Source organism: Nocardia tengchongensis (assembly GCF_054781395.1).
Window position 1 is genome coordinate 683,730 of sequence record NZ_BAAGUM010000004.1, and the last position, 24,293, is coordinate 708,022.

At 69.6% G+C, this 24,293-nt stretch carries 23 protein-coding genes; 5 read left to right on the forward strand and 18 right to left on the reverse strand.

Annotated features, from left to right (window positions below):
- Positions 1-85: 85 nt before the first annotated feature.
- Complete coding sequence (locus ACYVKL_RS08405; protein ID WP_379169704.1) at positions 86-706, forward strand: class I SAM-dependent methyltransferase; 621 nt, start codon at positions 86-88, stop codon at positions 704-706.
- 11 nt (positions 707-717) lie between these two features.
- Here the strand turns inward: ACYVKL_RS08405 and ACYVKL_RS08410 are convergent, their stop codons facing one another.
- The 4 genes from ACYVKL_RS08410 to ACYVKL_RS08425 form a co-directional block, all read right to left on the reverse strand.
- A complete protein-coding gene (locus tag ACYVKL_RS08410) occupies positions 718-1,365 on the reverse strand; it encodes a response regulator (protein ID WP_379169706.1) in 648 nt (215 codons plus the stop codon).
- A gap of 90 nt (positions 1,366-1,455) precedes the next feature.
- A complete protein-coding gene (locus ACYVKL_RS08415) occupies positions 1,456-2,595 on the reverse strand; it encodes a sensor histidine kinase (RefSeq protein WP_379169708.1) in 1,140 nt (379 codons plus the stop codon).
- A 28-nt stretch (positions 2,596-2,623) separates the two neighbouring features.
- Positions 2,624-3,415, reverse strand: coding sequence for an ABC transporter permease (locus ACYVKL_RS08420; RefSeq protein ID WP_379169710.1), 792 nt, complete (start codon positions 3,413-3,415; stop codon positions 2,624-2,626).
- Between the two features lie 26 nt (positions 3,416-3,441).
- Complete coding sequence (locus ACYVKL_RS08425; protein WP_379169712.1) at positions 3,442-4,347, reverse strand: ATP-binding cassette domain-containing protein; 906 nt, start codon at positions 4,345-4,347, stop codon at positions 3,442-3,444.
- A 285-nt stretch (positions 4,348-4,632) separates the two neighbouring features.
- On the opposite strand from ACYVKL_RS08425, the gene ACYVKL_RS08430 reads away from it, so the two are divergent.
- Positions 4,633-5,121: a hypothetical protein gene (locus tag ACYVKL_RS08430; RefSeq protein ID WP_379169714.1), complete on the forward strand. Its 489-nt coding sequence runs from the start codon at positions 4,633-4,635 to the stop codon at positions 5,119-5,121.
- A gap of 28 nt (positions 5,122-5,149) precedes the next feature.
- On the opposite strand, the gene ACYVKL_RS08435 is transcribed toward ACYVKL_RS08430, so the two are convergent.
- The 4 genes from ACYVKL_RS08435 to ACYVKL_RS08450 form a co-directional block, all read right to left on the reverse strand.
- Positions 5,150-5,764, reverse strand: a complete 615-nt coding sequence (locus ACYVKL_RS08435) for a cutinase family protein (protein ID WP_379169716.1) — start codon at positions 5,762-5,764, stop codon at positions 5,150-5,152.
- A 161-nt stretch (positions 5,765-5,925) separates the two neighbouring features.
- A complete protein-coding gene (locus ACYVKL_RS08440) occupies positions 5,926-6,795 on the reverse strand; it encodes a universal stress protein (protein WP_379169718.1) in 870 nt (289 codons plus the stop codon).
- Between the two features lie 47 nt (positions 6,796-6,842).
- The gene (locus ACYVKL_RS08445; RefSeq protein WP_379169720.1) at positions 6,843-7,805 is read right to left on the reverse strand and encodes a helix-turn-helix domain-containing protein; all 963 of its coding nucleotides are present in this window, start codon (positions 7,803-7,805) and stop codon (positions 6,843-6,845) included.
- 411 nt (positions 7,806-8,216) lie between these two features.
- Positions 8,217-10,574 (reverse strand): ATP-binding protein, encoded by a 2,358-nt coding sequence (locus tag ACYVKL_RS08450; protein ID WP_379169722.1) that lies wholly within the window; start codon positions 10,572-10,574, stop codon positions 8,217-8,219.
- A gap of 200 nt (positions 10,575-10,774) precedes the next feature.
- On the opposite strand from ACYVKL_RS08450, the gene ACYVKL_RS08455 reads away from it, so the two are divergent.
- Both ACYVKL_RS08455 and ACYVKL_RS08460 read left to right on the forward strand, forming a co-directional pair.
- On the forward strand, positions 10,775-11,260 hold the full coding sequence (locus ACYVKL_RS08455; protein ID WP_213556421.1) for a DUF4232 domain-containing protein: 486 nt from the start codon (positions 10,775-10,777) through the stop codon (positions 11,258-11,260).
- A gap of 113 nt (positions 11,261-11,373) precedes the next feature.
- Complete coding sequence (locus ACYVKL_RS08460) at positions 11,374-12,567, forward strand: L,D-transpeptidase (RefSeq protein ID WP_379169724.1); 1,194 nt, start codon at positions 11,374-11,376, stop codon at positions 12,565-12,567.
- A 25-nt stretch (positions 12,568-12,592) separates the two neighbouring features.
- Here the strand turns inward: ACYVKL_RS08460 and ACYVKL_RS08465 are convergent, their stop codons facing one another.
- The 3 genes from ACYVKL_RS08465 to ACYVKL_RS08475 are packed head-to-tail and all read right to left on the reverse strand — an operon-like array spanning position 12,593 to position 15,537.
- Positions 12,593-13,192, reverse strand: coding sequence for a TetR/AcrR family transcriptional regulator (locus ACYVKL_RS08465; RefSeq protein WP_357195425.1), 600 nt, complete (start codon positions 13,190-13,192; stop codon positions 12,593-12,595).
- 55 nt (positions 13,193-13,247) lie between these two features.
- Positions 13,248-14,249 (reverse strand): NADP-dependent oxidoreductase, encoded by a 1,002-nt coding sequence (locus tag ACYVKL_RS08470; protein WP_379169726.1) that lies wholly within the window; start codon positions 14,247-14,249, stop codon positions 13,248-13,250.
- A gap of 58 nt (positions 14,250-14,307) precedes the next feature.
- Positions 14,308-15,537, reverse strand: a complete 1,230-nt coding sequence (locus ACYVKL_RS08475) for an acyl-CoA dehydrogenase family protein (RefSeq protein ID WP_379169728.1) — start codon at positions 15,535-15,537, stop codon at positions 14,308-14,310.
- Positions 15,538-15,743: 206 nt separating this feature from the next.
- Between ACYVKL_RS08475 and ACYVKL_RS08480 the strand changes: the two genes are divergently transcribed.
- Positions 15,744-16,898 (forward strand): serine hydrolase domain-containing protein, encoded by a 1,155-nt coding sequence (locus tag ACYVKL_RS08480; RefSeq protein ID WP_379169730.1) that lies wholly within the window; start codon positions 15,744-15,746, stop codon positions 16,896-16,898.
- Between the two features lie 335 nt (positions 16,899-17,233).
- Here ACYVKL_RS08480 and ACYVKL_RS08485 read toward each other — a convergent pair whose 3' ends face one another.
- The 7 genes from ACYVKL_RS08485 to ACYVKL_RS08515 form a co-directional block, all read right to left on the reverse strand.
- Entirely contained in the window at positions 17,234-18,277 is a 1,044-nt protein-coding gene (locus tag ACYVKL_RS08485) for a phosphotransferase family protein (protein WP_379169732.1), read from the reverse strand.
- A complete protein-coding gene (locus ACYVKL_RS08490; RefSeq protein ID WP_379169734.1) occupies positions 18,277-18,729 on the reverse strand; it encodes a MaoC family dehydratase in 453 nt (150 codons plus the stop codon). The genes ACYVKL_RS08485 and ACYVKL_RS08490 overlap by 1 nt, the downstream gene beginning before the upstream one ends.
- A gap of 32 nt (positions 18,730-18,761) precedes the next feature.
- On the reverse strand, positions 18,762-19,760 hold the full coding sequence (locus ACYVKL_RS08495; RefSeq protein WP_379169890.1) for an NADPH:quinone oxidoreductase family protein: 999 nt from the start codon (positions 19,758-19,760) through the stop codon (positions 18,762-18,764).
- A gap of 9 nt (positions 19,761-19,769) precedes the next feature.
- Entirely contained in the window at positions 19,770-20,522 is a 753-nt protein-coding gene (locus tag ACYVKL_RS08500; RefSeq protein ID WP_379169736.1) for an SDR family oxidoreductase, read from the reverse strand.
- Between the two features lie 234 nt (positions 20,523-20,756).
- On the reverse strand, positions 20,757-21,797 hold the full coding sequence (locus tag ACYVKL_RS08505; protein ID WP_379169738.1) for an AraC family transcriptional regulator ligand-binding domain-containing protein: 1,041 nt from the start codon (positions 21,795-21,797) through the stop codon (positions 20,757-20,759).
- Between the two features lie 346 nt (positions 21,798-22,143).
- Positions 22,144-23,679 carry a multicopper oxidase family protein gene (locus ACYVKL_RS08510; protein ID WP_379169740.1) on the reverse strand — a complete coding sequence of 512 codons (1,536 nt, stop codon included), beginning with the start codon at positions 23,677-23,679 and terminating at the stop codon, positions 22,144-22,146.
- 101 nt (positions 23,680-23,780) lie between these two features.
- Positions 23,781-24,179 carry a DUF6153 family protein gene (locus ACYVKL_RS08515; protein ID WP_379169742.1) on the reverse strand — a complete coding sequence of 133 codons (399 nt, stop codon included), beginning with the start codon at positions 24,177-24,179 and terminating at the stop codon, positions 23,781-23,783.
- Positions 24,180-24,293: the final 114 nt, after the last annotated feature.

The window sequence follows — 24,293 nt, forward strand, 5'->3', positions numbered from 1 at the left end:
GCCGACAGCGACGCTCGACCCTGGCCACAAGGTCTCGATAAGTTCGAGGTACCCGCCACGACCACCCTTCCGGCAGGAGTAACCGATGCTCCCTCCCCCGCCCGACCCCCACCCCGAGTACCACGACCCCGCCGCGCCCGACACCCTCTACGCAACGAAACCGCCGTGGGACATCGACCGCCCCCAGCCCGCGTTCACCGCCCTCGCCGAGCACGGTGAACTACACGGCCGGGTCCTCGACCTGGGTTGCGGCACCGGCGAACACGCCCTGCTGGCCGCGAGCCTCGGCCTGGACGCCACCGGCATCGACCTGTCCGCGCAGGCGCTGGAGCTGGCCCGGGCCAAAGCGGCCGACCGCGGGTTGGAAGCCCGGTTCGTGCGTCACAGCGCTCTCGACCTCGCGACCCTCGGCGAAACCTTCGACACCGTCCTGGACTGCGGCCTGTTCCACCTCTTCGACGGCGCGGAACGCACCGCCCTGGTGACCGGCCTGGCCACCATCGTCCGGCCCGGCGGCCGCTACTTCCTGCTCGGCTTCAGCGACCGCCAGCCCGGCATCTGGGGCCCACATCGCCTGAGCCGCAGCGATATCGAGACCGCTTTCACCGACGGCTGGCGGCTCGATTCCCTGGAACCGGCCACCCTCGACATCCTGCTCGACGCCACACCGGTGGCCGCCTGGCTCGCGGCGCTGACCCGGATCTGATCGGCGGTCGCTCAGGCCAATCCGGCCCGGAGCACGAGAATCGCTATCTGCGTGCGGTTCTCGAGCCCGAGCTTGGCGATGATGCGGCTGATGTGCACCTTGACGGTGGACTCGCTCATGTGGAGGGTGCGGGCGATCTCGGCGTTGCCGGCGCCGGTGGCGACCGCCTGCGCGACCTCGCGCTCGCGATCGGTGAGGGGCGCGAGCTGGGCGAGAGCATCGGGCTGCTGGGCTCCCGGGCCCTGGGTGAAGGCGGTGAGCATGCGTTTGGTGATCGCGGGGGCCAGGATGGCGTCGCCGGCGGCGACCACCTCGACGGCGCGGGCCAGTTCCCGTGGCGGGGTGTCCTTGAGGAGGAATCCGGCGGCACCGGATTCCAGTGCGGCATAGACGTATTCGTCGAGACCGAAGGTGGTCAGCACGAGCACCGCGGGCGGATCGGGCAGGGCGCGTACACGGCGGGTCACCTCCAAGCCGTCGACGTGCGGCATGCGGATGTCGGTGACGACCACGTCGGGCCGGTGCCGGTGGACCAGTTCCACGATCGCGCGGCCGTCACCGTCCTGCGCCACCACCTCGATCCCACCGCCCGCCTCCAGGATCATGGAGATGCCGGAGCGCACCAGTTCCTCGTCGTCGAGCAGCACCACCCGGATCACGAAACCTCCCTCGCTACACCATTATTCGGACACCCTGCCACGATGTGCGCACCTCCGGACCGATGGTCACCATCGCCCTCGTCCACCGCGTCATTCCTCCTCGAGCGAGCCCGCGAGCGGGAATACAGCATGCACCTGGTAGCCGCCGCCGGCCAGCGGGCCGGAATGCACCGTGCCCCCGGCGAGTTCGACACGCTCCCGCATGCCGAGCAGGCCGAAGCCGGAACCCTGCGCGGCCAGCGCGGTCCGTTCGCCGCGGCCGTTGCGGACATCGACGTCGAGGTGGCCGTCGTCCACGGTGAGCGCCACCCGCACCTCGGCGCCGGCCGCGTGTTTGGCGGCATTGGTCAACGCCTCCAGGACGATTCGGTGCGCCGCGCGGCCTACCGGTCCCGGCACCGGCGGCAGTTGCGGCGGCAGCGACAACTCCACCCGCTGCCCGGCCTCGGTGGCCTGCGCGACGAGTTCGGCGATGGCGGCCAGGTCCGGGGCGGGCCGCAACGGCACCGGTTCGTCGCCGCCGTCGCGGGCGCGCAGCACCCCGAGCAGCTCGCGCATCTCGGTGAGGGCGTGCGCGCCGGTGGTTCGAATGGTGCCCGCGATTTCGGCGGGCTTGCCTTCGGCCGAGACCTCGAGCGCCCCCGCGAGCACGGTGATCTGCGAGATCCGGTGCGCGACGATGTCGTGCAGCTCCCCGGCGATGCGCAGGCGTTCGGCTTCGACCGCCGCCTGGGCGCGCAGATCCTGTTCCCGTTCGGCTTGTTCGGCGCGTTCCCGCAGGGCCGCAAGGGTTTCGGCGCGCTGGTTGGCCCACAGTCCCCACAGCAGCGGGACCGCGAGCAGCACGGCCATGATGGCGAAGCGGGCGAAGAACAGGTTCCACCACGCGCCCGCACCCCAGCCCACCACCGACACCACCAGCGCGGCGACGGCCGCCAGCCAGGTCGGGCGGCGGTTGCCGTAGCGGCGGGCGACGGTGAACAGGGCGGGCATCGTCGGCGCGAACGCCCCGACCAGCACCTGCGCGAGCAGCACCGCGCCCAGCACCGGCAACGGCCGGTAGCGCCGGAACAGCAGGGCGACACCGGCCGCGACCGCCACCGGCGGGCCCGCGACCGCGGGCAGCACCCCGATGGCGGAGGTCTGAACCTCGGAGAAGCCGACCGCCCCGAAGCCGACGGCGAGCACGACATCGAGGATCAGCAGGCCGATCCGTCGTGTCGTGCTCATGCCGGCAACCCTAGTCGGCGACCGATCCTCACACGTCACGGCGCGCGAGCAGGACCACACCGGCAGCCAGCAAACCCGCGGCCAGCAGCGTCAGCGGCAGCGCGAGCAGGATCGGATTGCCGTTGCCGGGCGAGACCAGTTGCCCGGCGGACAGGAACGGCATCAGCTTCGGGCTCGCACCCGCCACCACGGCGCCGGTCTCGGCGACGGTCGGGATGCCGATGGCGGCGACCATGGCGATGGTCGCGTTGCGGGTCACGGCCGCGATGCCCATCCCGGCCAGCGCGAACAGGGTGATGTACACCGGCGCGGCGGCGAATGCCCGTGCGATCTGCGAGGTTTCGGCGGGCAGCTCCGAGGTGAGCAGCTGGACGACCACGGTCACGCCGATCAGCGCGAAGCCGTACACCGCGGCGAGCACACCGGTGGTCATCGCCTTGGCCGCCAGCACCCGGCCCGGGCGACGCAGCGTCAGCATGGTGGTGGTAATGGTGCCGTAGCGGTATTCGTGCCCGAAAGCGTTGACGGCCACGGCCGTCGCGAACAGCCCCGCCATCATCAGCGGCAGACCCGAGACCGAGGCGGTGAATTGTTCACTCGCGGTGGCGTGGTCGCGCGCCGCGGACATGTACGCGATGAGTCCCTGCACGGCCAGCCCGGCGGCGAGCAACACCCAGGTCGATCTGACGGTGGCCAGCCTGGTCAGTTCGTAGCGGATGGCATTCACCATCGCGTTGGGTGCGGAACTCCCCACGGTCATGGAGTTCGAGATGGTGTCGGGCATGCGGTGCGACAGGGCGTCGGGGGCGGCGTTGCTCATGAGAGTTGTTCCCTTCGGGGTCGGCGTCAGGCGGCGTGGCCGCGATACTGGGCAGCGTCGGCGGTGGCGTGGAAGTAGGCGTCCTCGAGGCTGGTTCGCGCCTGGGTCAGTTCGGTGATGAGCAGTCCGGCCCGCATGGCGAGGGCCGCGACGGCCTGGCGATCCTCACCTTCCACCACCACGGCGCCGTCGGGTTCGACGTGCACGCGGAATCCGCTGCCGCTCAGGATGTTCGCCAGGTCGCGGGGCCGGTCGGTGCGGGCGACGATGCGCGGTGCGGAGTTGCGGGCGACGAACTCGGGCGCCGATTCCGCGGCCAGCAGCCGTCCGCCGCCGATGACGACCAGCGAATCCGCCAGGTGCGCCATCTCGTTGAGCAGATGCGAGGAGACGAACACGGTGCGTCCTTGGCGCGCCAGGCCTTTGAGCAGATCGCGCAGCCAGCGCACGCCCTCCGGGTCGAGTCCGTTGGCGGGCTCGTCGAGGATGATGGTCGCCGGATCGCCCAGCAGCGCCACCGCGAGCCCGAGCCGCTGCTGCATGCCGAGGCTGAAGCCGCCGGCGCGCTTGCCGGCCACGTCGGCCAGGCCCACCCGACCCAGGACTTCCTCGACCCGCGCACGGCTGATGCCCGCGCCGGACGCGACCATCTGCAGATGCCCGATGGCGGTGCGCTTGGGGTGCACGGCGCGGGCGTCGAGCATGACGCCCACCGAGCGCAGCGGATCGGTGAGTTCGGCGTAGGTCTGCCCGTCGAACAGGGTGCGCCCGCTGCCGTGGTCGAGCCCCAGCATGAGCCGCATGGTCGTGGATTTGCCCGCGCCGTTGGGGCCCAGGAACCCGGTCACCACGCCCGGCGGCACGTCGAAGGACAGATCGTGCACGGCCGCCGTGTCGCCGTAGCGCTTGCCCAGCCCGCGTGCCTGAATCATCCGGTCCACCTCGCCTCGAAGCGCGGCGCCCGGTGCGCCGCTGTCTACTTCGACCATTCCGGACGGGGACGGGGTAGCCATCAGACGACCGCACACGGCCGTGTACCACTTTCGGTTTACCCGGACGGCCCCGCAGTTTGCAGGGATGCGAAAGGCAGGGCGCAATTTGTGTTAGCCCCCTCGACAGAACTTCGGGCCCGTGGCCTGGAGTGATACCTTTTCTCTATGGTCGATTCGACCCATTAACTCGTTTTTGCGCATCAGGGAGATGGCGTGTCCAGAACTGTGAAGGTTTCCGCCGCATGGGTTTGCGGGGGCATTCTCGGGATTGTTGCCGGTTTGTCGGGCGCCGGGGGCGCGTCCGCCGATGCGGCGGGCGGTCCGGTTCAGGTAGGCGACGCTCAATATTTCAGCCTGGGCGGGTGGAACTGCTCCATCGCCGCGGACGGCGCGGTGGGATGCGATCTGGCGGCGCCGGCCGCCGTCATGAATGTGCTGTACCTCGGGGCTCAGGTGCCGCTGCCGAATGTGTCGGTCATCGTCATCGATTCGACCGCGGCGCCGGCGCATCCGGAGTGGAACTCCAACGGCAGTCACACACTGCCGGGCGGTAATCCGGCGCTGGCGCCCATCGCGCAGGTGAGCGGGCACGATCCGCAATTCTCGGTGTCCTATGCCGGGGCGACGTGTCAGATCACCTATTCCGGTGCGGCCGTGTGCACTTCGATGGGGCACGGGTTCAGCCAAAGGGGACCAGAGCCTTTCGGCTACTGATCCCCTTCGAATCATTCGATTGCCCGTATCACCGGTACCAGACGCCGGAATCCCAGTCGCCGTAGTCCCAGACGTTGAAATCGTAACGACCATGTGCTCCCCCGAAGAGGTAACCCCACCAGCCTGCGGAGGTATCGCAGATCTGGTCGTCGTGGTTGCACACCGTCAGGACGGGTACGCCGCCGAACCAATCGTCGACACCCGCGAGCGGGTAGCCGATGATGCCGCTGCCGGGCGTCGAGGACAAACCGCCCCATCCCGGTCCCGGAGCCCGCTTGGGATCCGACAGCAGAATGGCATTGGCATTGTCGACGTCCTGGTGTGCGGTGACCCAGGCGTGTACGAGACCCGCACCTTCACTGTGCCCGATCAACCGGATGTGGTCGCCGGGACATTCGTTGCGGTGCTGCCAGAACAGCCGGTTGAGTTCGTTCAACCCCGACATCGGGTCGGCGGAGTTGTAACCCACCGGTTGATTGACATACGGAGCGAAGATCGACGAGGTGTTGTCGCCGAGTCCGCCGATGCCGATGGCCCAATCACCGGTGCAGTCATCGGCATGGGCCCGCGGAGCCGTCAGGTGTGTGATGGAAAAAAGGATGGCCAACAGTAATGCGGCGAAGAGCGCCGTTGCTCTACGCATGGTCGTAACTCTCTGAATTGTCTTGCCTCCGGGGCTAGCCCGGCTTCAGCAGGATGTACCCAGAAATTGCTGAGGTGTTCGATTCCACGCGAAACAGTTACATCCGCCGCGGTTTTGTAGGCCGTACCGCGATGTCGCCACGAAATCGCCGGGCCCCTGGATCAATTGCGCAGCCGGACAAGCGCGATGGGGCATTCACTGCCGTGCAGCAGCGCGTGACCGGTCGATCCGAGCGCCATCCCGGGATATCCGCGGGTGCCGTGACTTCCGACCACCAGCAATTGCGCGTCGGCGGCGGCGTCGAGCAGGACCCGCGCCGGATGACCCTCCGTGACAAGAGTTTTCACATCCACGCCCGGATAGGACGCGGTATTGCGCTCCAGCATCCCGGCCAGCAGGGTGACGGAGTCGGCGTGGATTCGGGTGTCGCTGTCGCTGTCGCCCGAGGCTTCCCACGCCTGGACCGCGATCAGCGGCACTCCGCGGCGCGAGGCTTCGTCGAAGGCGATCTCCAGCGCGCGGACGCTGTGCGCCGACCCGTCGACGCCGACCACCACCGGTCGATCCGAAAGCGCCTGCGCCCCACCGGGAACCACGACCACCGGTCCCTGCGCGTGCCGTGCCACGCCGGTGCTGACCGACCCGAGCAGACTGCGATGGTAGGCGCTCATGCCGCGCACGCCGACGACCACGTAGTAGGCGGTCTCGGCCAGACCCGACAGCACGGTCACGGCGGGTTCGTCGACGAGGAAGGTGCGGATCTCGGGAGCCGGGCGATCGATCACCGCCTCCCGCGCGATCTGCGCGGCGCTGTCCAGCGCGGCCTGGGCGGTGGCGCGCAGCCGATCGTGCAGCAGCCGCACCGGGGTCTCGTCCAGCGGCGCGTCGGCGACCGCGGGCACCGCGAACACCAGGTGCAGGGCCGCGCCGCGCAGCGCGGCATCCACCGCGCCCCAGCGCACGGCGTGCAGAGCGGATTCGGAGGCGTCGACGCCCACCACGATCGGCCGGTCGAGACTGTTGGCAGGCACCGGTTTTCCGCCTCCTCAGCAGTGGGACTGGAACGCTGTGGGCGATCCTACGGACCGACCGACCGGTCCTCGGGTTGGCTCGCCGTGGGCAGTCCCACGATGAACACCGGCTGCCCCGGGCTCATCGACGCCGTCTGATCCCGCAGGATCTGCCACAGCAGCGTGTAGGGCACACCGGACACCGCGTCCCGCAGCCGCATCCGCGTCGGCGCGCCCGTGAGCGTGCGGTGTTCGCCGGTCCAGATCCGCCGGAACGGTTCGAACCGGCCGAACTCGGTCAGCAGCCGGGTGTCGTCCGCGGTCTCCCCGCCGTCCATGGCCAGCAGCCCGCGCAGCGTCGCGACCGCACGCCGCAATTCGTGTGCCCAGTCGACGAGCACGTGGCGCGCGAGGTCGTCGATGAGGATCCAGCGCAAGAAGTTGCCCTGTTCGGAGAGCCCGGGGAAGGTGTGCAGATGAGCGGCGTTGGCGGCCAGCACATTCAGCTGCCGGTCGAGATAGGCCGCGGGATGCGGGAGATGGATCTCGAGATTGGCGGCCATGGCGTCGGTGAATGTCGGGTCACCGTGCGGCGGCCCGTGCTGCCCGAGCGCGGCCAGATCGTGCAGATGCCGGAACTCGTCCGCGGTCAGGGTGGCGACCCGGTCCAGATAGCGGACGACCGCGCTGAGCACCTGCTCGGTCGGCCGAACCCGATCTCCGCGCTCCATGCGCGTGATGTAGCTGGCGCTGACGCCCGCCCCGAAGGCCAGCCGCTCCCGCGAGATGCCGCGCCGCTCCCGCAACCGCCGCAGGGTGCTCCCGAAGGCCGGGGGCGCGGGCGGCCCGTGCGCGGGGTCCATGCCGCCGAACCGGTGGTCGGCGGTCACGTGGTCCCGGTCGAGACCGCCGTGCGCCGGATCGGCACCGCCAAGATCGTGATCGCCCGCGACGCGGGTGTACTGGGCGCTGCCGCGCGCATGGCCGACGCCGCGCTCGTGATCAGCGCCGCCGATGGTCGGCTCGGTCATCGTCCCGCCCCCGGGTTGAGCCCGCCCACTGCGGACGGGCTTCGAGCATATGGCTATTTCTGGAACAAGTGGCTACTTCCTAGCAGCCTGCTACACGGTCGGCAACTCGGGAACCCACCGGAAATCGGGGCCGAGCAGCGGATACCTGGATTCGGCCACGAACTCCCCCACGGCGGTGAATACTGCCGAGGTATCCACCGATCGCCCGGCCCCGGCGACCGGTCGGTCGTGTAGGTATGGGCCGGTAGGCATTAATACCGATCGTCAGGCCCCGGCTCGGTACCGCAAGATTTCAGGGTGGCCTGCAACCACCGAGGCGTGGTTTCCCGGAACCGCCCAAACGGGACACCACATGAGCCGTCACCGGCGCCCTGACAGAGTTGTCGCGAACCGGTGACGGCGCTACTCGCGCTATCGGGCCTCGGCCGCGAACCGCGAGTCGTGGGTGAACCCGTTCCCGGCGATGTACGCGGCGACCTGTGCCCGGCTGGCGAATCCGAGCTTGCTCAGGATGTGTTCGATGTGAGCGTCCACCGTGCGCTTGGAAACCCCCAGGCGCGTGGAGATCTCGCGGTTGGTCAGCCCCTCGGTGATGAGCGCCGCCACTTCGGTCTCGCGCGGGGTGAGCGAGGGCCCGAGCGAGATGACCGCGTCGAGCGGCTCGTCGCCGGCGGTGCCGGCCAGCCCGGCGATCCGGTCCGCGTCCAGGGTCGCGCCCTTGGCGAATTCGGCGGTGTAGTCGGCCTTTCCGAGCTCCCTACGAGCCCGTTCGACGGTCGCGTCGTAGCTCTCGCGGAACCACGGCACGGTGTGCAGCGCGAGTCCGCCGAAGAGCCCGTCCCGCTCACCGTCCCACAGCGAGTTGGCCGCGCCCGACAGCTGGGCGGCGCGGTGGAATCGGCCCTGCTCGGCGGTCAGCCAGGCCAGGGTGTCGACCGCGGCCGCCAGCCCGTGTCGCAGGCCGAGCTCGTGCATGAGCGCCACGGCGGTGCGGGCGCAGTCCGGCGCCTGCTCGCGCTGCCCGATCACCCAGAGCACGGCCGCCTTCATCAGCAGCACATTGGCCCGCTGCCAGCATTCGCCGTCGATGCCGTCGAGGACGGCCAGCGCCTCCTCGAGCCGGGTCAGACAGGCATCGTAGGCGCCCGATACGAACAGCCCCGAAGCCCAGTATTTGAGCGCGATGGCGACTTCCCCGCGAAAACCCAGCGCGTCCAACCGATTCCGGCCCGCCTCGAACTGCGTGTCGGCGGCCGCGACGTCACCGGTCATCAGGTGGTGCACGCCGGTGAAGATGTGGAGGTAGACGCCCATGATCGGCGCCAGCGCGAGGTCACCGGAATCCGAGGTCCCTGCATCGAGGCACCAGCGCATCTCCTCGAGCAGTGCGGGCACGCGCTCGGGCCGGGTCGCGAACGACCACTGCACCGTCAGTGCGAGCGCCAGCGCGCGTTCGGGGCACGGTTCGGGCACCGCGACCAGACCCCGATCGAGCCAGTACTCGGCCTCGCTACGGCCCGAGAAGCCCAGCAGCAGGATGGAATACGCGCTCAGGGCGAGACCGTCGCGATAGCGCGCGGGCCGCGACATCGCGAAGTCCAGTGCGGCGCGGATATTGTCGCGGTCGGCGTCGACCTGCCCGATCAGCCGGCGCTGCCCCGAGGCGACCCGGTGCGTCCAGACCTCGCGGCCCAGCGCCAGGAAATGGTCCAGGTGACGCTGCCGGATCGCCTCCTCCACACCGGATCCCGCCAGCCGGTCCGCGCCGAACTGCCGCAACGTGTCCAGAATGCGGTAGCGGCCGCCGTCCTCGGTCATGGTCAGCACCGATTTGTCGGCCAGCCCGAAGAGGTGTTCGTGGACCTCGGCCGCGGGTAGCAGCTCGTCGGCGCACACCTCGCGGGCCGCGTCCGGATCGAAACTGCCCGCGAACACCGAAAGCCGCTGCCACAGCAGCCGTTCGGCGTCCGAGCAGAGGTCGTAGCTCCATTCGATGGCGGCGTGCAGGGTGCGGTGGCGGACATTCGCGCCGTGCCGGCGTCCCACCGCCACCACCCCGAAGCGATTGCCGACGTCACCGGCCAGCGTGCGCAGCGAGGTGACCCGCAATCGCACCGCGGCCAGCTCCACCGCCAGCGGGATCCCGTCGAGACGGCGGCACACCTCGGCCACCTGCGCGCGACTGGAACCGTCGAGCCGGAATCCGGGCGCGACCGCGGCGGCCCGCTGCGCGAACAGTTCGATCGCCCCGCCGTTCTCGGAGCCCACGCCCAGCGGGCCGATCGGGAACAGATGCTCGCCCGGAATGCCGAGGGGCTGCCGGGAAGTCAGCAGCAGCTGCACGTCGGCGGTCTCCTGCAGCAACGCCTCGGCGAGTTCGGCGCACGCGTCCAGCAGATGCTCGCAGGTGTCGAGGATGACCAGGATCTCGCGGTCGGCCAGGTAGTCGATGAGCAGATCCAGCACCGGGCGGCCCTCGGACTCGGGTACGCCCAGGGCGTGCAACACGGTCTGCGACAGCAGCGCCGGGTCGGTCAGTCCGGCCAGCCCGGCCAGTTCGACCAGCACCGTTCCGTCCCGGTAATGATCGTGGTGCGCGCGTGCGTATTCCAGCGCCAGCCGGGTCTTGCCCACCCCGCCCGGCCCCACCAGGCTGACCAGCCGTGCCCGGCCCAGCAGTTCCCCGACGTCGCGCAGCTCGATCTCGCGCCCCACGAAACTGGCCGCGGGAGCCGGTATTCCGCGTAGACGTGGGCTCAGGGTGAGCATCGTCGCCGCCTTTCCTGCTGTGCCGAACCGAAAACCACCCGCCGTGCAGAGACGGGACAGCTTCGATTCTCTCCGACCCGCCGGATCGGGGGTGAGCGAACCCCCGGCATTGGTGGCTCATTGGTCGTTCGTTGGTGGGGGCCGCGAGTCTCGTGTCGTACCGAACGACCGCCGGTACCGAACGATCAAGGGACGACATCATGCGATACCGGATTCTGACTCTCACCCTCGCCGCCGCGGCCCTGGCGGGCTCGACCGCCGCGTTCACCGGCGCCGCCGGCGCGAATGTGCCCTGGTGCAACACTTCCCGCATCCAGGCCTCGGTGACCGCCGGCGAGCAGCTCGGCTCCAACCTGCGCACCGCCCAGATCACGCTGCGCAACATCTCCTCGGAAACCTGCCGGACGCAGGGCTATCCGGGGGTTGACCTGGCGGTGTGGGGTCAGCCCGGGCAGCACGCGGTGCGCAACGGCGCGACCAGCCACCTGATCGAGCTCGACCCCGGCCAGTCCGCGGCGGCCACGCTGACCTACAAGTTCGGCGCCACCGACTGGATCGCGAACGAACTCGTCGTCACCCCGCCCGACAACACCCGCCCGCTGCGCCTGTACTGGGATTGGCGCAAGCTCGGCTCGGTCACCTTCGACCAGCCCGGCGCGGTCACCATCAGCCCCTTGCGCGCCTGACCAGCGCCGCGGCGGGTCGAGGAATGGTGTCGGTCCGGCGTGGCGACACCACCGCGCCGACAAATCCTGATCCACTGATCAAGATCGTCGGCACCCGGTGAAGGAGGCACGTGATGGCATTGCGACGCCGTCAACTACTGCTGGGGTTCGCGGGCGCGAGCGGACTCGCGCTGGCGGGCTGTGGCGACCAGCGCGCCTCGACGCCGCCCGTGCCCGCCAAGATCCGCTTCGATCCGGTGGCCGGGCCGCAGCCCGCCCCGGCTCGCACGCCCGGCACGGTGACCGTCACCGACGGCACCTTGTCCTCGGTCGAATGGATCGACGAGACCGGCCGCCCGCTGCCCGGCACGCCGGCGCCGGACCACAAGAGCTGGGTCAGCGCCGAACCGCTCGGCTACAGCCACACCTACACGGTGAAGGCGGTGGCGAAGGGCGAGACCGGCGACATCACCGCGACCGCGAATTACACGACGCCCCGGCCCGATCGGATCGTCGACGTCGCGCTGGGCTCGGCCAATCAGGAGGACCTCGCCGAGAACGACACCTACGGTGTGGGTTTCGTGCTCGTAGCGCATTTCACCGAGGCCGTCGACCCCGCCGCCGCCGAAGCCGCGCTGAAGGTGGAGACCACGCCCGCCGTGCCCGGAGCCTGGTACTGGCTCGACGACCGCAACGCGCACTGGCGACCGGAGTTCTACTACGCGCCCGGCAGCCGGATCACCGTGACGGCCAACCTTTTCGGCGTCCCGCTCGGCGACGGCGCGTACGGCCGGCGCGACCAGCGGGTGTCGGTGACCATCGGCGCCGCCCACGTCGCCATCGCCGACGACAACACCAAGATGATCGACGTCTTCGACAACGGCACCCTGGTGCGTTCGATGCCGACCTCGATGGGCAAGGGCGGCAGCGCGGTGATCGGCGGCCGCCGGCTGTCGTTCTGGACCCGGCCGGGCATCTACACGGTGCTCGACCGCACGGATCCGGTGATCATGGATTCCGCGAGCTACGGCCTGCCCACCAACACCAGCCTCGGCTACCGCACCACCATCCATCACGCGGTGCGGATCAGCCACGACGGCATCTACGTGCACGAACTGGCCGGAAGCATGTGGGCCCAGGGCAATACCAACGTCTCGCACGGCTGCCTCAACATCTCCCCCGACGACGCCACCTGGTTCTTCGACTTCGTGATACCCGGAGACGTGGTCGAGGTGCGCAATACCGGTGGCGAGCCCCTCGACATCTGGCAGAACGGCGACTGGTCGATTCCGTGGCCGGAGTGGCAGCAGGGCCGCGCCCACACCTGAGACCCGCGGCCGCCACGGGCGGGCGCTATCGGCGCGCGCCGACGATGCGCAACGCCAGATCGACGTAGTAGTCGCCGATCTCCTCGGGCGACAGCGGCCCCTCGTCGCGGTACCAGCGCGCCAGATCGATGCCCAGCGACAGCAGCGCGACCGCGGCCATGCGCGGATTCGGATTGTCGAACACGCCCGCGGCGACACCGCGTTCGATCAACTGCCGCATCTCGGTGTCGATGACGCGGCGGATCTCCTTGATCTCGTGCTGATGTTCGGGACTCAGCGCGGCGAGTTCGTAGTTGATGACCCGGGCGCCGGTGTGCCCGCGAGCGTGGTCGATGGCGAATTCCCGCATGACCGTGACCAACTGCTCGACCGGGTCGTCGGAGGCGGCCAGCGCGGCCTGGAAGCGGGCCAGGGTGTTGGTGTGCCCGGTGCGCGAGACCTGGTAGAGCAGTTCCTCTTTCGACCGGTGGTGCACGTAGATGGCCGCGGTGCTCAATCCCGCGATCGAGGTGATGTCGCGGGTGGTGGAGCCGTGGAAGCCACGCTCGGCGAACGCGACGACGGCCGCGTCCAACAGCCGTGCCCGCGTCTCGTCGGCGCGCGAGCGATCCTCTGATCCGGTCACCGGTACAGTCTCGCATCCGGTGACCGGAAAACTTCCGGCGCGCCGAGCGCGGGCATCAGAGCGCGAGCACCAGCTTGCCGGTATTGCCGCCGCTGAACAGCAGGTTCAGTGTCTCGCCGAAGCCGGCGACCCCGCCTTCGACGATGTGCTCGCGGCTCTTGAGCGTGCCGTCCGCGAGCCAGGTCGAGATGTCGTCGATCGCCTCGCCGTAGCGGTCGGCGTAGTCGAACACCACGAAACCGGTCATCGACGCCCGGAACACCAGCAGCGACATGTAGCGCGAGGGCCCGGGTCGCAGCTGCTCGTCGTTGTAGGCCGCGACCGCACCGCACAGCACGATGCGGGCCCCGCGGCGCAGGTTGGCGAGCGCGGCGTCGAGGATGTCGCCGCCGACATTGTCGAAGTAGATGTCGATGCCCTTGGGCGCGAGCTCGCGCAGCCGCCGCAGCACATCCTCGCCGCGGTAGTCGATGGCCGCGTCGAATCCGAGCTCCTCGGTGAGCATGCGGCATTTCCGCGCACCGCCGGCGATCCCGATGACGGTGGCGCCCTTGGCCTTCGCGATCTGGCCGACCACGCTGCCCACGGCTCCGGCGGCCGCCGAGACCACCACGGTCTCCCCGGCTTTCAGCTTCCCGACCTCGAGCAGGCCGAAATAGGCTGTCATGCCCGGCATTCCGAGCGCGCCCAGCCAGGTCGGGCCGGGTGCGACGTCCAGGTCGACCTGCTGCACGCCACGACCGTCGCTGATCGCGTACTCGGTCACCCCGAACACGCCGCTCACGGCGTCGCCGACCGCGAAGTCCGGGTGGCGGGATTCGATGACGGTCGCGATGTCGAGCGACCGCATCACCTCGCCCAAACCGACCGGCGGCAGATAGGAGCGGACGTCGTTGAGCCAGCCACGCATGGCCGGATCCAGGGAGATGAAATGGACCTGCACCAGCAGCTGCCCGTCCTCGAGCGCGGGCAGTTCCTCGGTGGTCAGGTCCCAGGTCTCGGCGTCGGGCAGCCCGAGAGGGCGGCGCGCCAGCCGCACCTGCTGAGTCTTGGTCATCGGTTCCTCCTCGGAGCCCGGAATGTCTCGACAGTCGAATGCTATTCCTCGCGGGCCGCTACCCGCGCTTGCCCCAGTTCGGGTCGCGGCGGCGCAATTCCCACTGCGCGATGGACCGTTTGTGCACCTCGTCGGGCCCGTCGGCCAGGCGCAGCGTGCGCATGTGGGCGTACATGCTCGCGAGCGGGAAATCGTCGGAGACACCGGCGCCGCCGTGCACCTGGATCGCACGGTCGATCACCTTGAGCGCCACATTCGGGGCCGCGACCTTGATGGCGGCGATCTCGGTGCGCGCGGCCTTGTTGCCGACGGTGTCCATCAGGTACGCGGCCTTGAGCGTCAGCAACCGGGCCATGTCGATCTCGATGCGGGACTCGGCGATCCAGTCCTGGATATTGGCCCGGTTCGCGATCGGCTCGCCGAAGGTGACGCGGGCCTGCGCGCGGTCGATCATCAGGTCCAGCGCCCGCTCGGCCATACCGATGGCCCGCATGCAGTGGTGGATGCGGCCGGGACCCAGGCGCGCCTGGCTGATCATGAACCCGTCGCCCTCGCCGGCGAGCAGCGCGGTCGCGGGCACACGGACGTTCTCGAACAGCACCTCCGCGTGGCCCTCCCGGTCCTGGTAACCGAAGACCGGCAGGCCGCGCTGGATGGTCACGCCGGGGGTGTCGATGGGCACGACCATCATCGACTGCTGTCGGTGCACCGGCCCGGTCGGATCGGTCTTGCCCATCACGATCATGACCTTGCAGTTCTTGTGCAAGGCGTTGGAGGTCCACCACTTGCGGCCGTTGAGGACGTAGTCGTCGCTGTCGCGGTCCATGCGCAGCTGGATATTGGTGGCGTCGGAGCTGGCGACCGCGGGCTCGGTCATGGCGAACGCGGAGCGGATCTCGCCGTCGAGCAACGGCCGCAGCCACTGCTCCTGATGCTCGGGTGTGCCGAACAGGGTCAGCACCTCCATGTTCCCGGTGTCGGGGGCGCTGCAGTTGGTGGCCTCGGGCGCGAGATGCATGCTGCGGCCCATGATCTCGGCCAGCTGCGCGTACTCCAGGTTGGTCAGGCCCGGACCCCACTGCGGGTGGGGGTGGAACAGATTCCACAGCCCCTGCTTGCGGGCCTCGGCCTTGAGTTCCTCGAGCACGGGCGGCTGGAAGTGCGGGTCCCCGGACTCGGTCATCTGCGCCTCGTACACCGGCTCGGCCGGGTAGACGTGCTCGTCCATGAAGACGAGCAGATCGTCCCGGTATCGCCGGCCCCGCTCGGACAGCTCGAACATCGACACTCCTGATCGTGGATCGCGCACGGTGGTGCAGCGCAGTGGTTTCACCGTCTCGACCAGGAACGTTATCCGAACTTGATTCCGGATTCAAGTACCGGCCTTCCGCATGTTGATTACACTGCGCTCCAATCGATTTCACCGTTTCCGAATGCGGCGTCAAGTTTGAGATACAGTGCTTCCAACGACGTCGACGCCACAGGAGATCAACGATGCCGGAACCGACGACCTCAGCGCCGACGGCGGGCGCGTGCGACGAACGCTTCGCACGGCTGCAGGAACTGCTGAACGGATATCTCGACTCGGGCGAGGAACTCGGCGCGGCCATCGCCGTGACCGTCGATGGGGAACCGGTGGTCGACATCTGGGGCGGCTGGGCCGACACCGAGCGGACCGCGCCCTGGCAGCGCGACACCATCACCAATGTCTGGTCGTGCACGAAAACCGTGACGGCGCTGGCCGCATTGGTCCTCGTCGAGCGCGGCCTGCTCGATGTCGACGCCCCGGTAGCGCGGTACTGGCCGGAATTCGCCGCGGCCGGCAAGGAGCGGGTCCTGGTCCGGCACCTGCTCTCGCACACCTCCGGCGTCGCCGCCTGGAATCCGCCGATGACGGTGCCGGACATGTACGACGCACCGGCCGCGGCCGCGCGGCTGGCCGCCCAGGAGCCGTGGTGGGAACCCGGGACCGCGTCGGGCTACCACCTGATCAACTACGGGCACCTGGTGGGCGAGCTGATCCGCCGCATCGACGGCCGCTCCCTGGGGCGATTCGTCGCCGAGGAGATCGCCGAACCACTGGGTGCCGACTTCCACATCGGGCTGCCGGACTCGGAATTCGACCGGGTCAGCAATGTGGTTCCGCCGCCACAGGTTCCACTCGATCCCGCGATCGTCGCCGCCGCGCCCCTGCTGCTGCGCGCGTTCGCCGGCCCGGCCGGACTCGCCGAGGAATGCACGACACCCGAGTGGCGGCGCGCGGAGATCGGCGGGGCGAACGGCCACGGCAATGCCCGCGCGCTGGCCCGGATCCAATCGGTGGTCGCCTGCGGCGGAGCGGTCGACGGCGTGCGGCTGCTGTCACCGCAGACCATCGACCTGATCTTCGACACCCAGTCCTCCGGTCCGGACCTGGTCCTCGGCGCGCCGCTGCGCTTCGGCATCGGCTACGGACTCCCCTCGCCCGCCGCCGTGCACATTCCCGATCGCCGCGTCTGCTTCTGGGGCGGGTGGGGCGGTTCGCTGATCGCGGTGGACACCGAGCGCCGGGCCACCATCTCGTACGTGATGAACAAGATGGGCACCGGCCTGCTCGGCAACGAACGCACCTACGCCTACGCGAACGCGGCCTTCGCCGCACTCGGCTGACGATTCCCCGCTCATGCCCAATACCCCGCCCTCGCCCCGGCGTCGTTCACCATCGCGCCATGAACCATCGGAAGGCGTCGGACTACCGGTGACCCCGAGCACGAGAACGGCGCCGTGACACACAGTGTCACGGCGCCGTTCGGGCGAGGCGACCGGAATACGGATGCTCCACCGGATTCCGTGCCCCGCCATCGGAAGATCGACCAGGGTGGCCGGCGTCGCGCGGTGACGCCAGGCACTGCCCGGGCCGATCCGGGTCGGCTTCAGCGCACTCGAGCTATAAGTGCGCCGCAACCTCCCAGGTCATGCCGATATCCCGCCGCGGATGGCGGCGGTCATCGGTTCGTCTCCCGCACAGCGTCGATTCCGGCGCGCAACAGAGGCTCCACGGCGTCCCCGATGCTGTCGAAACCGGAGCCCACGGTCTGGCCGTGCAGGTAGCGGTAGTGGATGCCTTCGAGGATGGCGGCCAGTTTGAAGGCCGCCAGCCCGAGGTAGAAGCCGAGGTTGCCGAGATCGCGGCCGCTGCGGTCGGCGTAGCGGTCGAGGGTCTCGGATTCGGTGAGATAGCCGGGCACGCTCGACATGTCGCCGGGCACCCCGAGATCGCCGAGGCGCTGGTACAACACCAGCAGCGCCACATCGGTGAGCGGGTCGCCGATGGTCGCCATCTCCCAGTCGACGACGGCGGCGACCCGGTCGTCAGCGTCGACGAGGACATTGTCGAGCCGGTAGTCGCCGTGCACGATGCCGTCGGGCGACTGCTCGGGCTGGTGTGCGGCGAGCAGCGCGTGCAACTCCTCCGCGGCGGGCAGATCACGGGTGTAGGAGGCGTCGAGCTGCTTCTTCCAGCGGCGGACCTGCCGCTCGAGGAAGCCCTTCGCCCGCCCGAAGTCGCCGAGCCCCACCGCTTCCGGGTCCACGCGGTGCAGCTCGGCGAGCGCGTCGACCATGCCTTCCGCGATCACCCGGGTCCGTTCGGGTCCCACGGCCTCGAGTTCGGCCGGCGCCCGATAGGGCACGCCCGCAACGTTTTCCATGAGATAGAACGGCGCGCCCAGGATCTCGGCGTCGGTGCACAGCAGGTGGGTGCGCGGGACCGGGACCGCGGTGTCGGCGAGGGCGCTCATCACCCGGAATTCGCGGCCCATGTCGTGCGCGGTGGCCAGCACGTGCCCCAGCGGCGGGCGGCGCAGAATCCATTCGGAGACACCGTCACCCACCACATAGGTGAGGTTGGATCGGCCGCCCGCGATGAGGCGGCCGCTCAGCGCTCCGGCCGCGAAGCCGGGGCGGGTGGTCGCGAGCCAGTCGGCGAGCCGGGTCAGATCCAGTCCGGGCAGGTCACCGGCCGGCGCGGCCGGGTTCGAGCCGCCCATCACGGCACCAACAGGGCGACGTGCTCGGCGACGCAAGCCGGCTTGGGCGCGCCGTCGATCTCCACGGTGACCCGGGTGACCAACTGGAATCCGGTGCTCGCCGGGGTCAGCGACACCAGCTCCACCCCGGCCCGGACCCGCGAGTCCACCGGCACCGGTGCGGGGAAGCGGACCTTGTTGGCCCCGTAGTTGATTCCCATCGACAGCCCGGTCACGGTGTAGACGCCCGCGGCGAGCATCGGCAACAGCGACAAGGTCAGGAAGCCGTGCGCGACCGTCGCCCCGAACGGGCCCGCAGCGGCGCGGACGGGGTCCACGTGGATCCACTGATGGTCGCCGGTGGCGTCGGCGAAATTGTCGATCTGCTGCTGGGTCACCGTGTGCCAGTCGCTGTAGCCCAGATGGGTGCCGACGGCTTTCTCCAGTTCGGGTAAACCCTCGAATACCTGCATCGCGTTCCTTCCCTTCCGATTGCGGTGCGCCGCTAGCCCGTCGGCTCGCCGGCCACGTAGACGACGCGGCCCACGGTCTTGCCGTCGGCCAGGCGCTGGACGCCATCGGCGACGTCGGCCAGGGCCAGTCGCTCGCTGACCAGCGGGCGGATCGCGCCGTCGTCGGCCAGCCGGGTCAGTTCCCGGTGGCATTCGGCGACCGCCGCCCGGTCGTGGGTGTTGTAGAGACCCCAGTGCAATCCGACGATCGAGTAATTCTTCACCAGCGCGTGGTTGAGGGCGGCGCTTTGGATGTCACCGCCCGCGAAGCCGACGACCAGGATGCGGCCCTCGAAGGCGACGCACTTGGTCGAGCGCGTGTAGGTGTCGCCGCCGACCGGGTCGTACACCACGTCCGCGCCGCGATTGTCGGTGGCGGCCTTCACGATCTCGACGAAATCCTGTGTCCTGCGGTCGATCACGATGTCCGCGCCGAGTTCGCGGGCGTAGTCGGCCTTCTCGGGACCACCGACCACGCCGATGACGCGGGCGCCGGCGGCCTTGCCGAGCTGGACGGCGGCGCTGCCGACGCCGCCGGCGGCCGCGTGCACCAGCAGGGTCTCCCCCGGCTGCAGCGCGGCGCGACGATGCAGCCCGAACCATCCGGTCTGGTAGCCGATGTAGAGCGCCGCGGCCTCGGCATCGTCGAGTGCCGGTGGCGCGGGGAAGGTCTGGTTCGCGTCGAGCACCGCGTACTCGGCGAAACCGCCGTGCGGCAGCGCGACCCCGCCGATCACGCGATCACCCACGCCGAACCCGGTCACGCCCGCACCCAGCGCCACGACCTCGCCGCACACCTCGACACCCGGGGTGAACGGCAGGTCCGGCCGCACCTGATACAGGCCGCGGCACATCAGGACATCGGGGAAATTGGCGGCCGCGCCGGTGACCCGCACGACCAGACGCCCGGGCCCGGGGTCGGGGCGAGGCACCGTCTCGAGCCGCATCACCGTCGCGGGCTCACCCAATTCGTGGACCCGCCACGCCGCCATCTCGGTCACCTAGACACCGCCGGTGAGGGTGATACCGCCGTCGACGACGAGCAGCTGCCCGGTGAGCCAGGCCGCGTCCGCCGACAGCAGGAAGGCGACCACGCTCGCGATGTCCTCGGGCACGCCCAGCCGCTTGAGCGGATAGGCCGCCGCGATCGCCTCCTCGCGGCCTTCGTAGAGCGCGGTCGCGAACTTGGTCTTCACCACCGCGGGCGCGACGGCGTTCACCCGGATGTCCGGGCCGAGTTCGACCGCGAGCTCCTGGGTGATGTGGGTCAGCATGGCCTTGCTCGCTCCGTAGAAGCCGATCCCCGGCGCGGGCTTGAGCCCGGCCACCGAGGACACGTTCACCACCGCGCCGCCGTGATCGCGCATCCACGCCTGATACGCGTGCTGCACCCACGACAGTGCGGCCAGGCAGTTGACCTCGACGATCTTGCGGGCGGCGTCGAGGGACAGTTCCATCATCGTCCCGTAGACGGGGTTGATGCCGGTGTTGTTGACCAGCAGGTCGGCGCTGCCGAAGGTTTCGACTGCCCGCTTCAGGACCTCGGCCTGGTGGTCGGCGTCGTCGGCGCGACCGGCCACGGCCAGCGCCTTGGCCGGTCCGCCCAGCGTCGTCACCGCCTCGTCGAGGGCCTCCTGTTTGCGGGCGGTGATGACCACCCGCGCGCCTTCGTCCACCAGACGCTGTGCGATGCCGAGACCGATTCCGCGGCTGGCACCGGTGACGATGGCGGTCTTGCCCTCGAATCTGTTCATGCGGAAGTCCTTCCGATTGTCGGCACGAGCCCACCCCCGGGCACGGAACTTACTAAGCGCTTATTTCTTCGGACACCTTGCTGGACGGGCCCCGCCCCGGTCAAGACCGGAAAGCGGGAACCCTTCCTGTGATCTGTCGCACATGCGGTGTGAAAGTGCAGTTCACGCACCGGATATCAGGACAATATTGAAACCTGATTCAGTTTTCGGAGCAGTCGCCGCGACTACCCGCCGCTACCTGCGCAGCCGCCGGCTCGGTGGCGTGGACTCCGAACGCGCGAACTGGCCGGGGGTCTGCCCCTTCCAATCCCGGAAGGCCGTCGCGAACGCCGACACGCTGGTGTACCCGAGCCGGGTGGCCACGGTGTCCACGGTAAAACCGGTGGCCAGCAGCTCCTCGGCCAGCAGGCCCGTGGTCTCGCACGCCAGTTCGCGGAAGGTGGTCCCCTCGTCGGCCAGCCGCCGGCGCAGGGTGCGCACGCTCATGTGCAGATCGGCCGCGATGGCCGCCTGATCGATGGCCCGGCCGTGGCGCATGAGCAGGGCGCGGACCTGCCCGGCCAGCCCCACCCGGGCGCGGCGGCGTTCCACGGTCTCGGCGCACAGCTGCTCGTACTGGCGGCGCAGCATCGAATTCGCCTGCGGCATAGGGCGTCGCAGGTCGGCGGCGTCGAGGATCAGGACGTCGGCGGGCCGGTCGTAGGCGATGTCGCCGATGCCGAGCAGCACGCCGACCGCCTCGTAGACCGAGGCGTAGGGCAGCGTCAGCTCCAGGCGGCGGACCTGGATATCCCAGCTCAGCAGCTCACGCTGGATGATGCGCAGCGCCGCCAGGTCGCGTTCGATGGCGAAGCGGCGCAGGCGCGGCGGGACGGGATCGGTGTCGAGAGTGACCAGCACCCGGTCCCGATCGTCGGCGATGCCGAATCGGCAGTAGGCGAACGACAACTCGGCGTGCCGGGCCCACAGTTCGGCCATCTCCCGCACGGTGCAGCAGCTGCTCAGGGCGATGCCCAGGCTGCCCAGCATGCTCAGATGCACCGAAAAACCGGCCAGCAGGCCCAAACCCGGCTCGTCGCCGGTGGCGTCCAGGATATTCTCGATGAGCCGGAACTCCTGGGCGATATCGATCTCGATGTCCGGGTCGTCCAGATCGCCCTCACCGAGACCGGTCTCGGCCAGGGCGGCGGCTCTGGGCATCGCGCGGCTAGCGGCGAACTCGACCAGCACGGCAGCGCTGTGTATCGAACGGACACACCAGGAGTCGTCGAGCATGTCGCAGATGATCTCCCATCCGTTCAGCCCGCCTGGCCCAATTGAGCAATTATTCAGCTAATTTCGAGCGGACTCGGGCGTGTCGCCCGCGCGCCCTCCTTCGCGGCCCCGCACGCCGCCGTATCCCGCGCCGCCGCGGTGGCCCAATTCCGAAGAGGCGTGGCCCCGCACTACGCCCCGGGTAGCGCCGGACCCGCCCTAGCCTTGACCGCGTTGGCCGCTCGCCCTTGGCGGTCCGCACGGTTCCCCTGCGGGACCGGACGCTGTACCCGGCAAGTCCCCCTCGGCGGGCGAGGTACCCAACAGCCCATCCTGCCCGCCCGCCGAGGACCCGCGGCACCGATGCTCAGCTCACGTACGACAGGATGCTCATCATGCCCGCCTCGCCGTGATAGGCGTTGTGGCAGTGCAGCATCCACTGACCGGGGTTGTCCGCGTCGAAGTCGACCTCGACGGTCTGCATGGGCGTCACGATGGAGGTGTCCTTGCGCGGGCCGGTGCCGTCACGGCTGACGACCTGGTAGGTGTGGCCGTGCAGGTGCATGGGGTGGAACATCATCGACCGGTTGCGGAAGCGCAGCCGAATCCGTTGGCCCTGGGAGACATTCAGCATGGCGTGGTCGGGGTAGGCCTTGCCGTTGATGGTCCAGAGGTAGTTCTTCATGTCCGAACCGAGGGTGACGTCCAGGATCTGGTCGGGTGTTCTGGGCGGTAGGCGCACCGGATCGGCGGAGCTCAGGCGGTCGGCGGTCAGCGGAGCGACCGCCAGTTCGGCCGGTTGCGCGTCGGCGGCGGGCGCGACGCCGCCACCGGTGCGCACCAGGGCGAAGGCGCGGCCGTTCTTGCCTTCCGCCGCGGCGACCAGCGGGAAGGCGCCGTCGGCCAGGTCGACGATGGCGTCGTAGCGTTCACCCATGCCGATCAGCAGGCTCGCGGTGGTGATCGGCCGCACCGGGAAGCCGTCGGTATGGGTGACCCGCAGCTGATGCCCGCCCAGCGCCACCCGGAACGCGGTGTCGGCAGCTGCGTTGATGATCCGCAGCCGCATGCGCTGACCCGGCCGGGCCGAGAACACCGTCGGGTCGGTGCCGAGTCGGCCGTTGATCAGGAAGTACGGGTAGGTGACATCACCGGTGTCGGAGCCGAGCGGCTGGTTCGGATCGGCGGACATGGACATGCCGCCGTGATTCATGCCGGACCCGCCCATGTTCATCCCGGCCATGCCCTTGTCCCGCAACCGCCGCAGCTCTTGATCAGGATCGCGGCCGTTGACGCCGTCGAGCCAATCGTCAAGTACCACAACGGCTTCCACGTCGTAGTCACGGCCGTCGGCGGGGTCCTCGACGATGAGCGGCGCGTACAGGCCGCGATCGAGCTGCACCCCGACGTGCGGGTGGAAGAAGTAGGTACCCGGGTCCGGGGCGGTGAACTCGTAGCGGAAAGCGCCGCCGGGCGCGATCTGCGGCTGGGTGACGTCGGGGACGCCGTCCATGTCGTTGCGCAGGGCGATGCCGTGCCAGTGGACGGTGGTCGGAGCGGGCAGCGCGTTGGTGAAGTCGGCGCGCAGCACCTCACCCTTGGCGACACGGATCTCCGGGCCCGGCAGCTTCCCGCCGAAAGTCCAGGTCGACGCCTGCACACCGCCCAGGTCGACGGTGGCCGGTTCGGCCCGCAACGCCACCTCACGTACGGTCGCGCCCGCGGTGCGGCGGGCGGCTTCCGCGGCGCGGACCGCTTCGGAGCCGGGTGTCACCGGGCCGCGCGCCGGCGTCGGATTCTTCGAGCACGCCGCCAGCGTCGCGGCGGCCGCCGCGCCCGCGCCGACGGCGAACAGTCCGCGCCGGGTCAGTGGGCGTGCGAGCGGAGAAGGGTTGGAGGACATGATTTCTCCCTGAATGGTCGAGTTCTGGGCGCGCGGGAATCGGCGCGCAGCGAGGATCGGACGGTCGGCCACGCACGAATTCGGGCGCGGCGAGAGACCTGTCAGATCCGCAGAATCGACAGTTCGGCCAGGGAGGGTGCGGTCCAGGGCGGCGGACGTTCCCGATGGATGCGCCAGGACGGGAGCCTGGGCGGGAGGTCGTCGCGCGAGCGATCGGCGATCCAGTGCAGCAGGACCAAGCCGATCCCGAGCGCCACGGCCGTCAGGATCAGGTAGTCGCAGCCGTGCGAATTCGTATGCCCGCCGGTGTGATCGCCGTGCGGCGCGTGACCCGAGGCGGAGGGGTCGGCCATCACCATGGTCGGTGCCGCGGCGGCGTGGGTGTCGTGGCCGAGGGAGAACCCGCCCGCGTGCATGGCGGCGATCCCCAGCAGCAGCGCCAGCACGCCGAGCAGCCGGACGTATCCGGTCGCTCTCGGCGCAAGGCGCTGATCAGCCACGTCAGCCATGGTAGCCCCCGATGACCGGCAACCCCCCAGGGGTATCGAAGAGTGCGTGCAGCATCACGCTGCGACCGGATCGTGGCGGTGGCCGCCGGGCGCGGCGGCCACCGG

Bases quoted from the DNA above. Each gene is read 5' to 3' on its own strand.
- ACYVKL_RS08405 (WP_379169704.1), top strand. From the start codon at position 86: ATGCTCCCTCCCCCGCCCGACCCCCACCCCGAGTACCACGACCCCGCC.
- ACYVKL_RS08415 (WP_379169708.1), bottom strand. From the start codon at position 2,595: ATGAGCACGACACGACGGATCGGCCTGCTGATCCTCGATGTCGTGCTC.
- ACYVKL_RS08420 (WP_379169710.1), bottom strand. From the start codon at position 3,415: ATGAGCAACGCCGCCCCCGACGCCCTGTCGCACCGCATGCCCGACACC.
- ACYVKL_RS08425 (WP_379169712.1), bottom strand. From the start codon at position 4,347: ATGATTCAGGCACGCGGGCTGGGCAAGCGCTACGGCGACACGGCGGCC.
- ACYVKL_RS08435 (WP_379169716.1), bottom strand. From the start codon at position 5,764: ATGCGTAGAGCAACGGCGCTCTTCGCCGCATTACTGTTGGCCATCCTT.
- ACYVKL_RS08445 (WP_379169720.1), bottom strand. From the start codon at position 7,805: ATGACCGAGCCGACCATCGGCGGCGCTGATCACGAGCGCGGCGTCGGC.
- ACYVKL_RS08450 (WP_379169722.1), bottom strand. From the start codon at position 10,574: ATGCTCACCCTGAGCCCACGTCTACGCGGAATACCGGCTCCCGCGGCC.
- ACYVKL_RS08455 (WP_213556421.1), top strand. From the start codon at position 10,775: ATGCGATACCGGATTCTGACTCTCACCCTCGCCGCCGCGGCCCTGGCG.
- ACYVKL_RS08460 (WP_379169724.1), top strand. From the start codon at position 11,374: ATGGCATTGCGACGCCGTCAACTACTGCTGGGGTTCGCGGGCGCGAGC.
- ACYVKL_RS08470 (WP_379169726.1), bottom strand. From the start codon at position 14,249: ATGACCAAGACTCAGCAGGTGCGGCTGGCGCGCCGCCCTCTCGGGCTG.
- ACYVKL_RS08480 (WP_379169730.1), top strand. From the start codon at position 15,744: ATGCCGGAACCGACGACCTCAGCGCCGACGGCGGGCGCGTGCGACGAA.
- ACYVKL_RS08485 (WP_379169732.1), bottom strand. From the start codon at position 18,277: ATGGGCGGCTCGAACCCGGCCGCGCCGGCCGGTGACCTGCCCGGACTG.
- ACYVKL_RS08490 (WP_379169734.1), bottom strand. From the start codon at position 18,729: ATGCAGGTATTCGAGGGTTTACCCGAACTGGAGAAAGCCGTCGGCACC.
- ACYVKL_RS08495 (WP_379169890.1), bottom strand. From the start codon at position 19,760: ATGGCGGCGTGGCGGGTCCACGAATTGGGTGAGCCCGCGACGGTGATG.
- ACYVKL_RS08500 (WP_379169736.1), bottom strand. From the start codon at position 20,522: ATGAACAGATTCGAGGGCAAGACCGCCATCGTCACCGGTGCCAGCCGC.
- ACYVKL_RS08505 (WP_379169738.1), bottom strand. From the start codon at position 21,797: ATGCTCGACGACTCCTGGTGTGTCCGTTCGATACACAGCGCTGCCGTG.
- ACYVKL_RS08510 (WP_379169740.1), bottom strand. From the start codon at position 23,679: ATGTCCTCCAACCCTTCTCCGCTCGCACGCCCACTGACCCGGCGCGGA.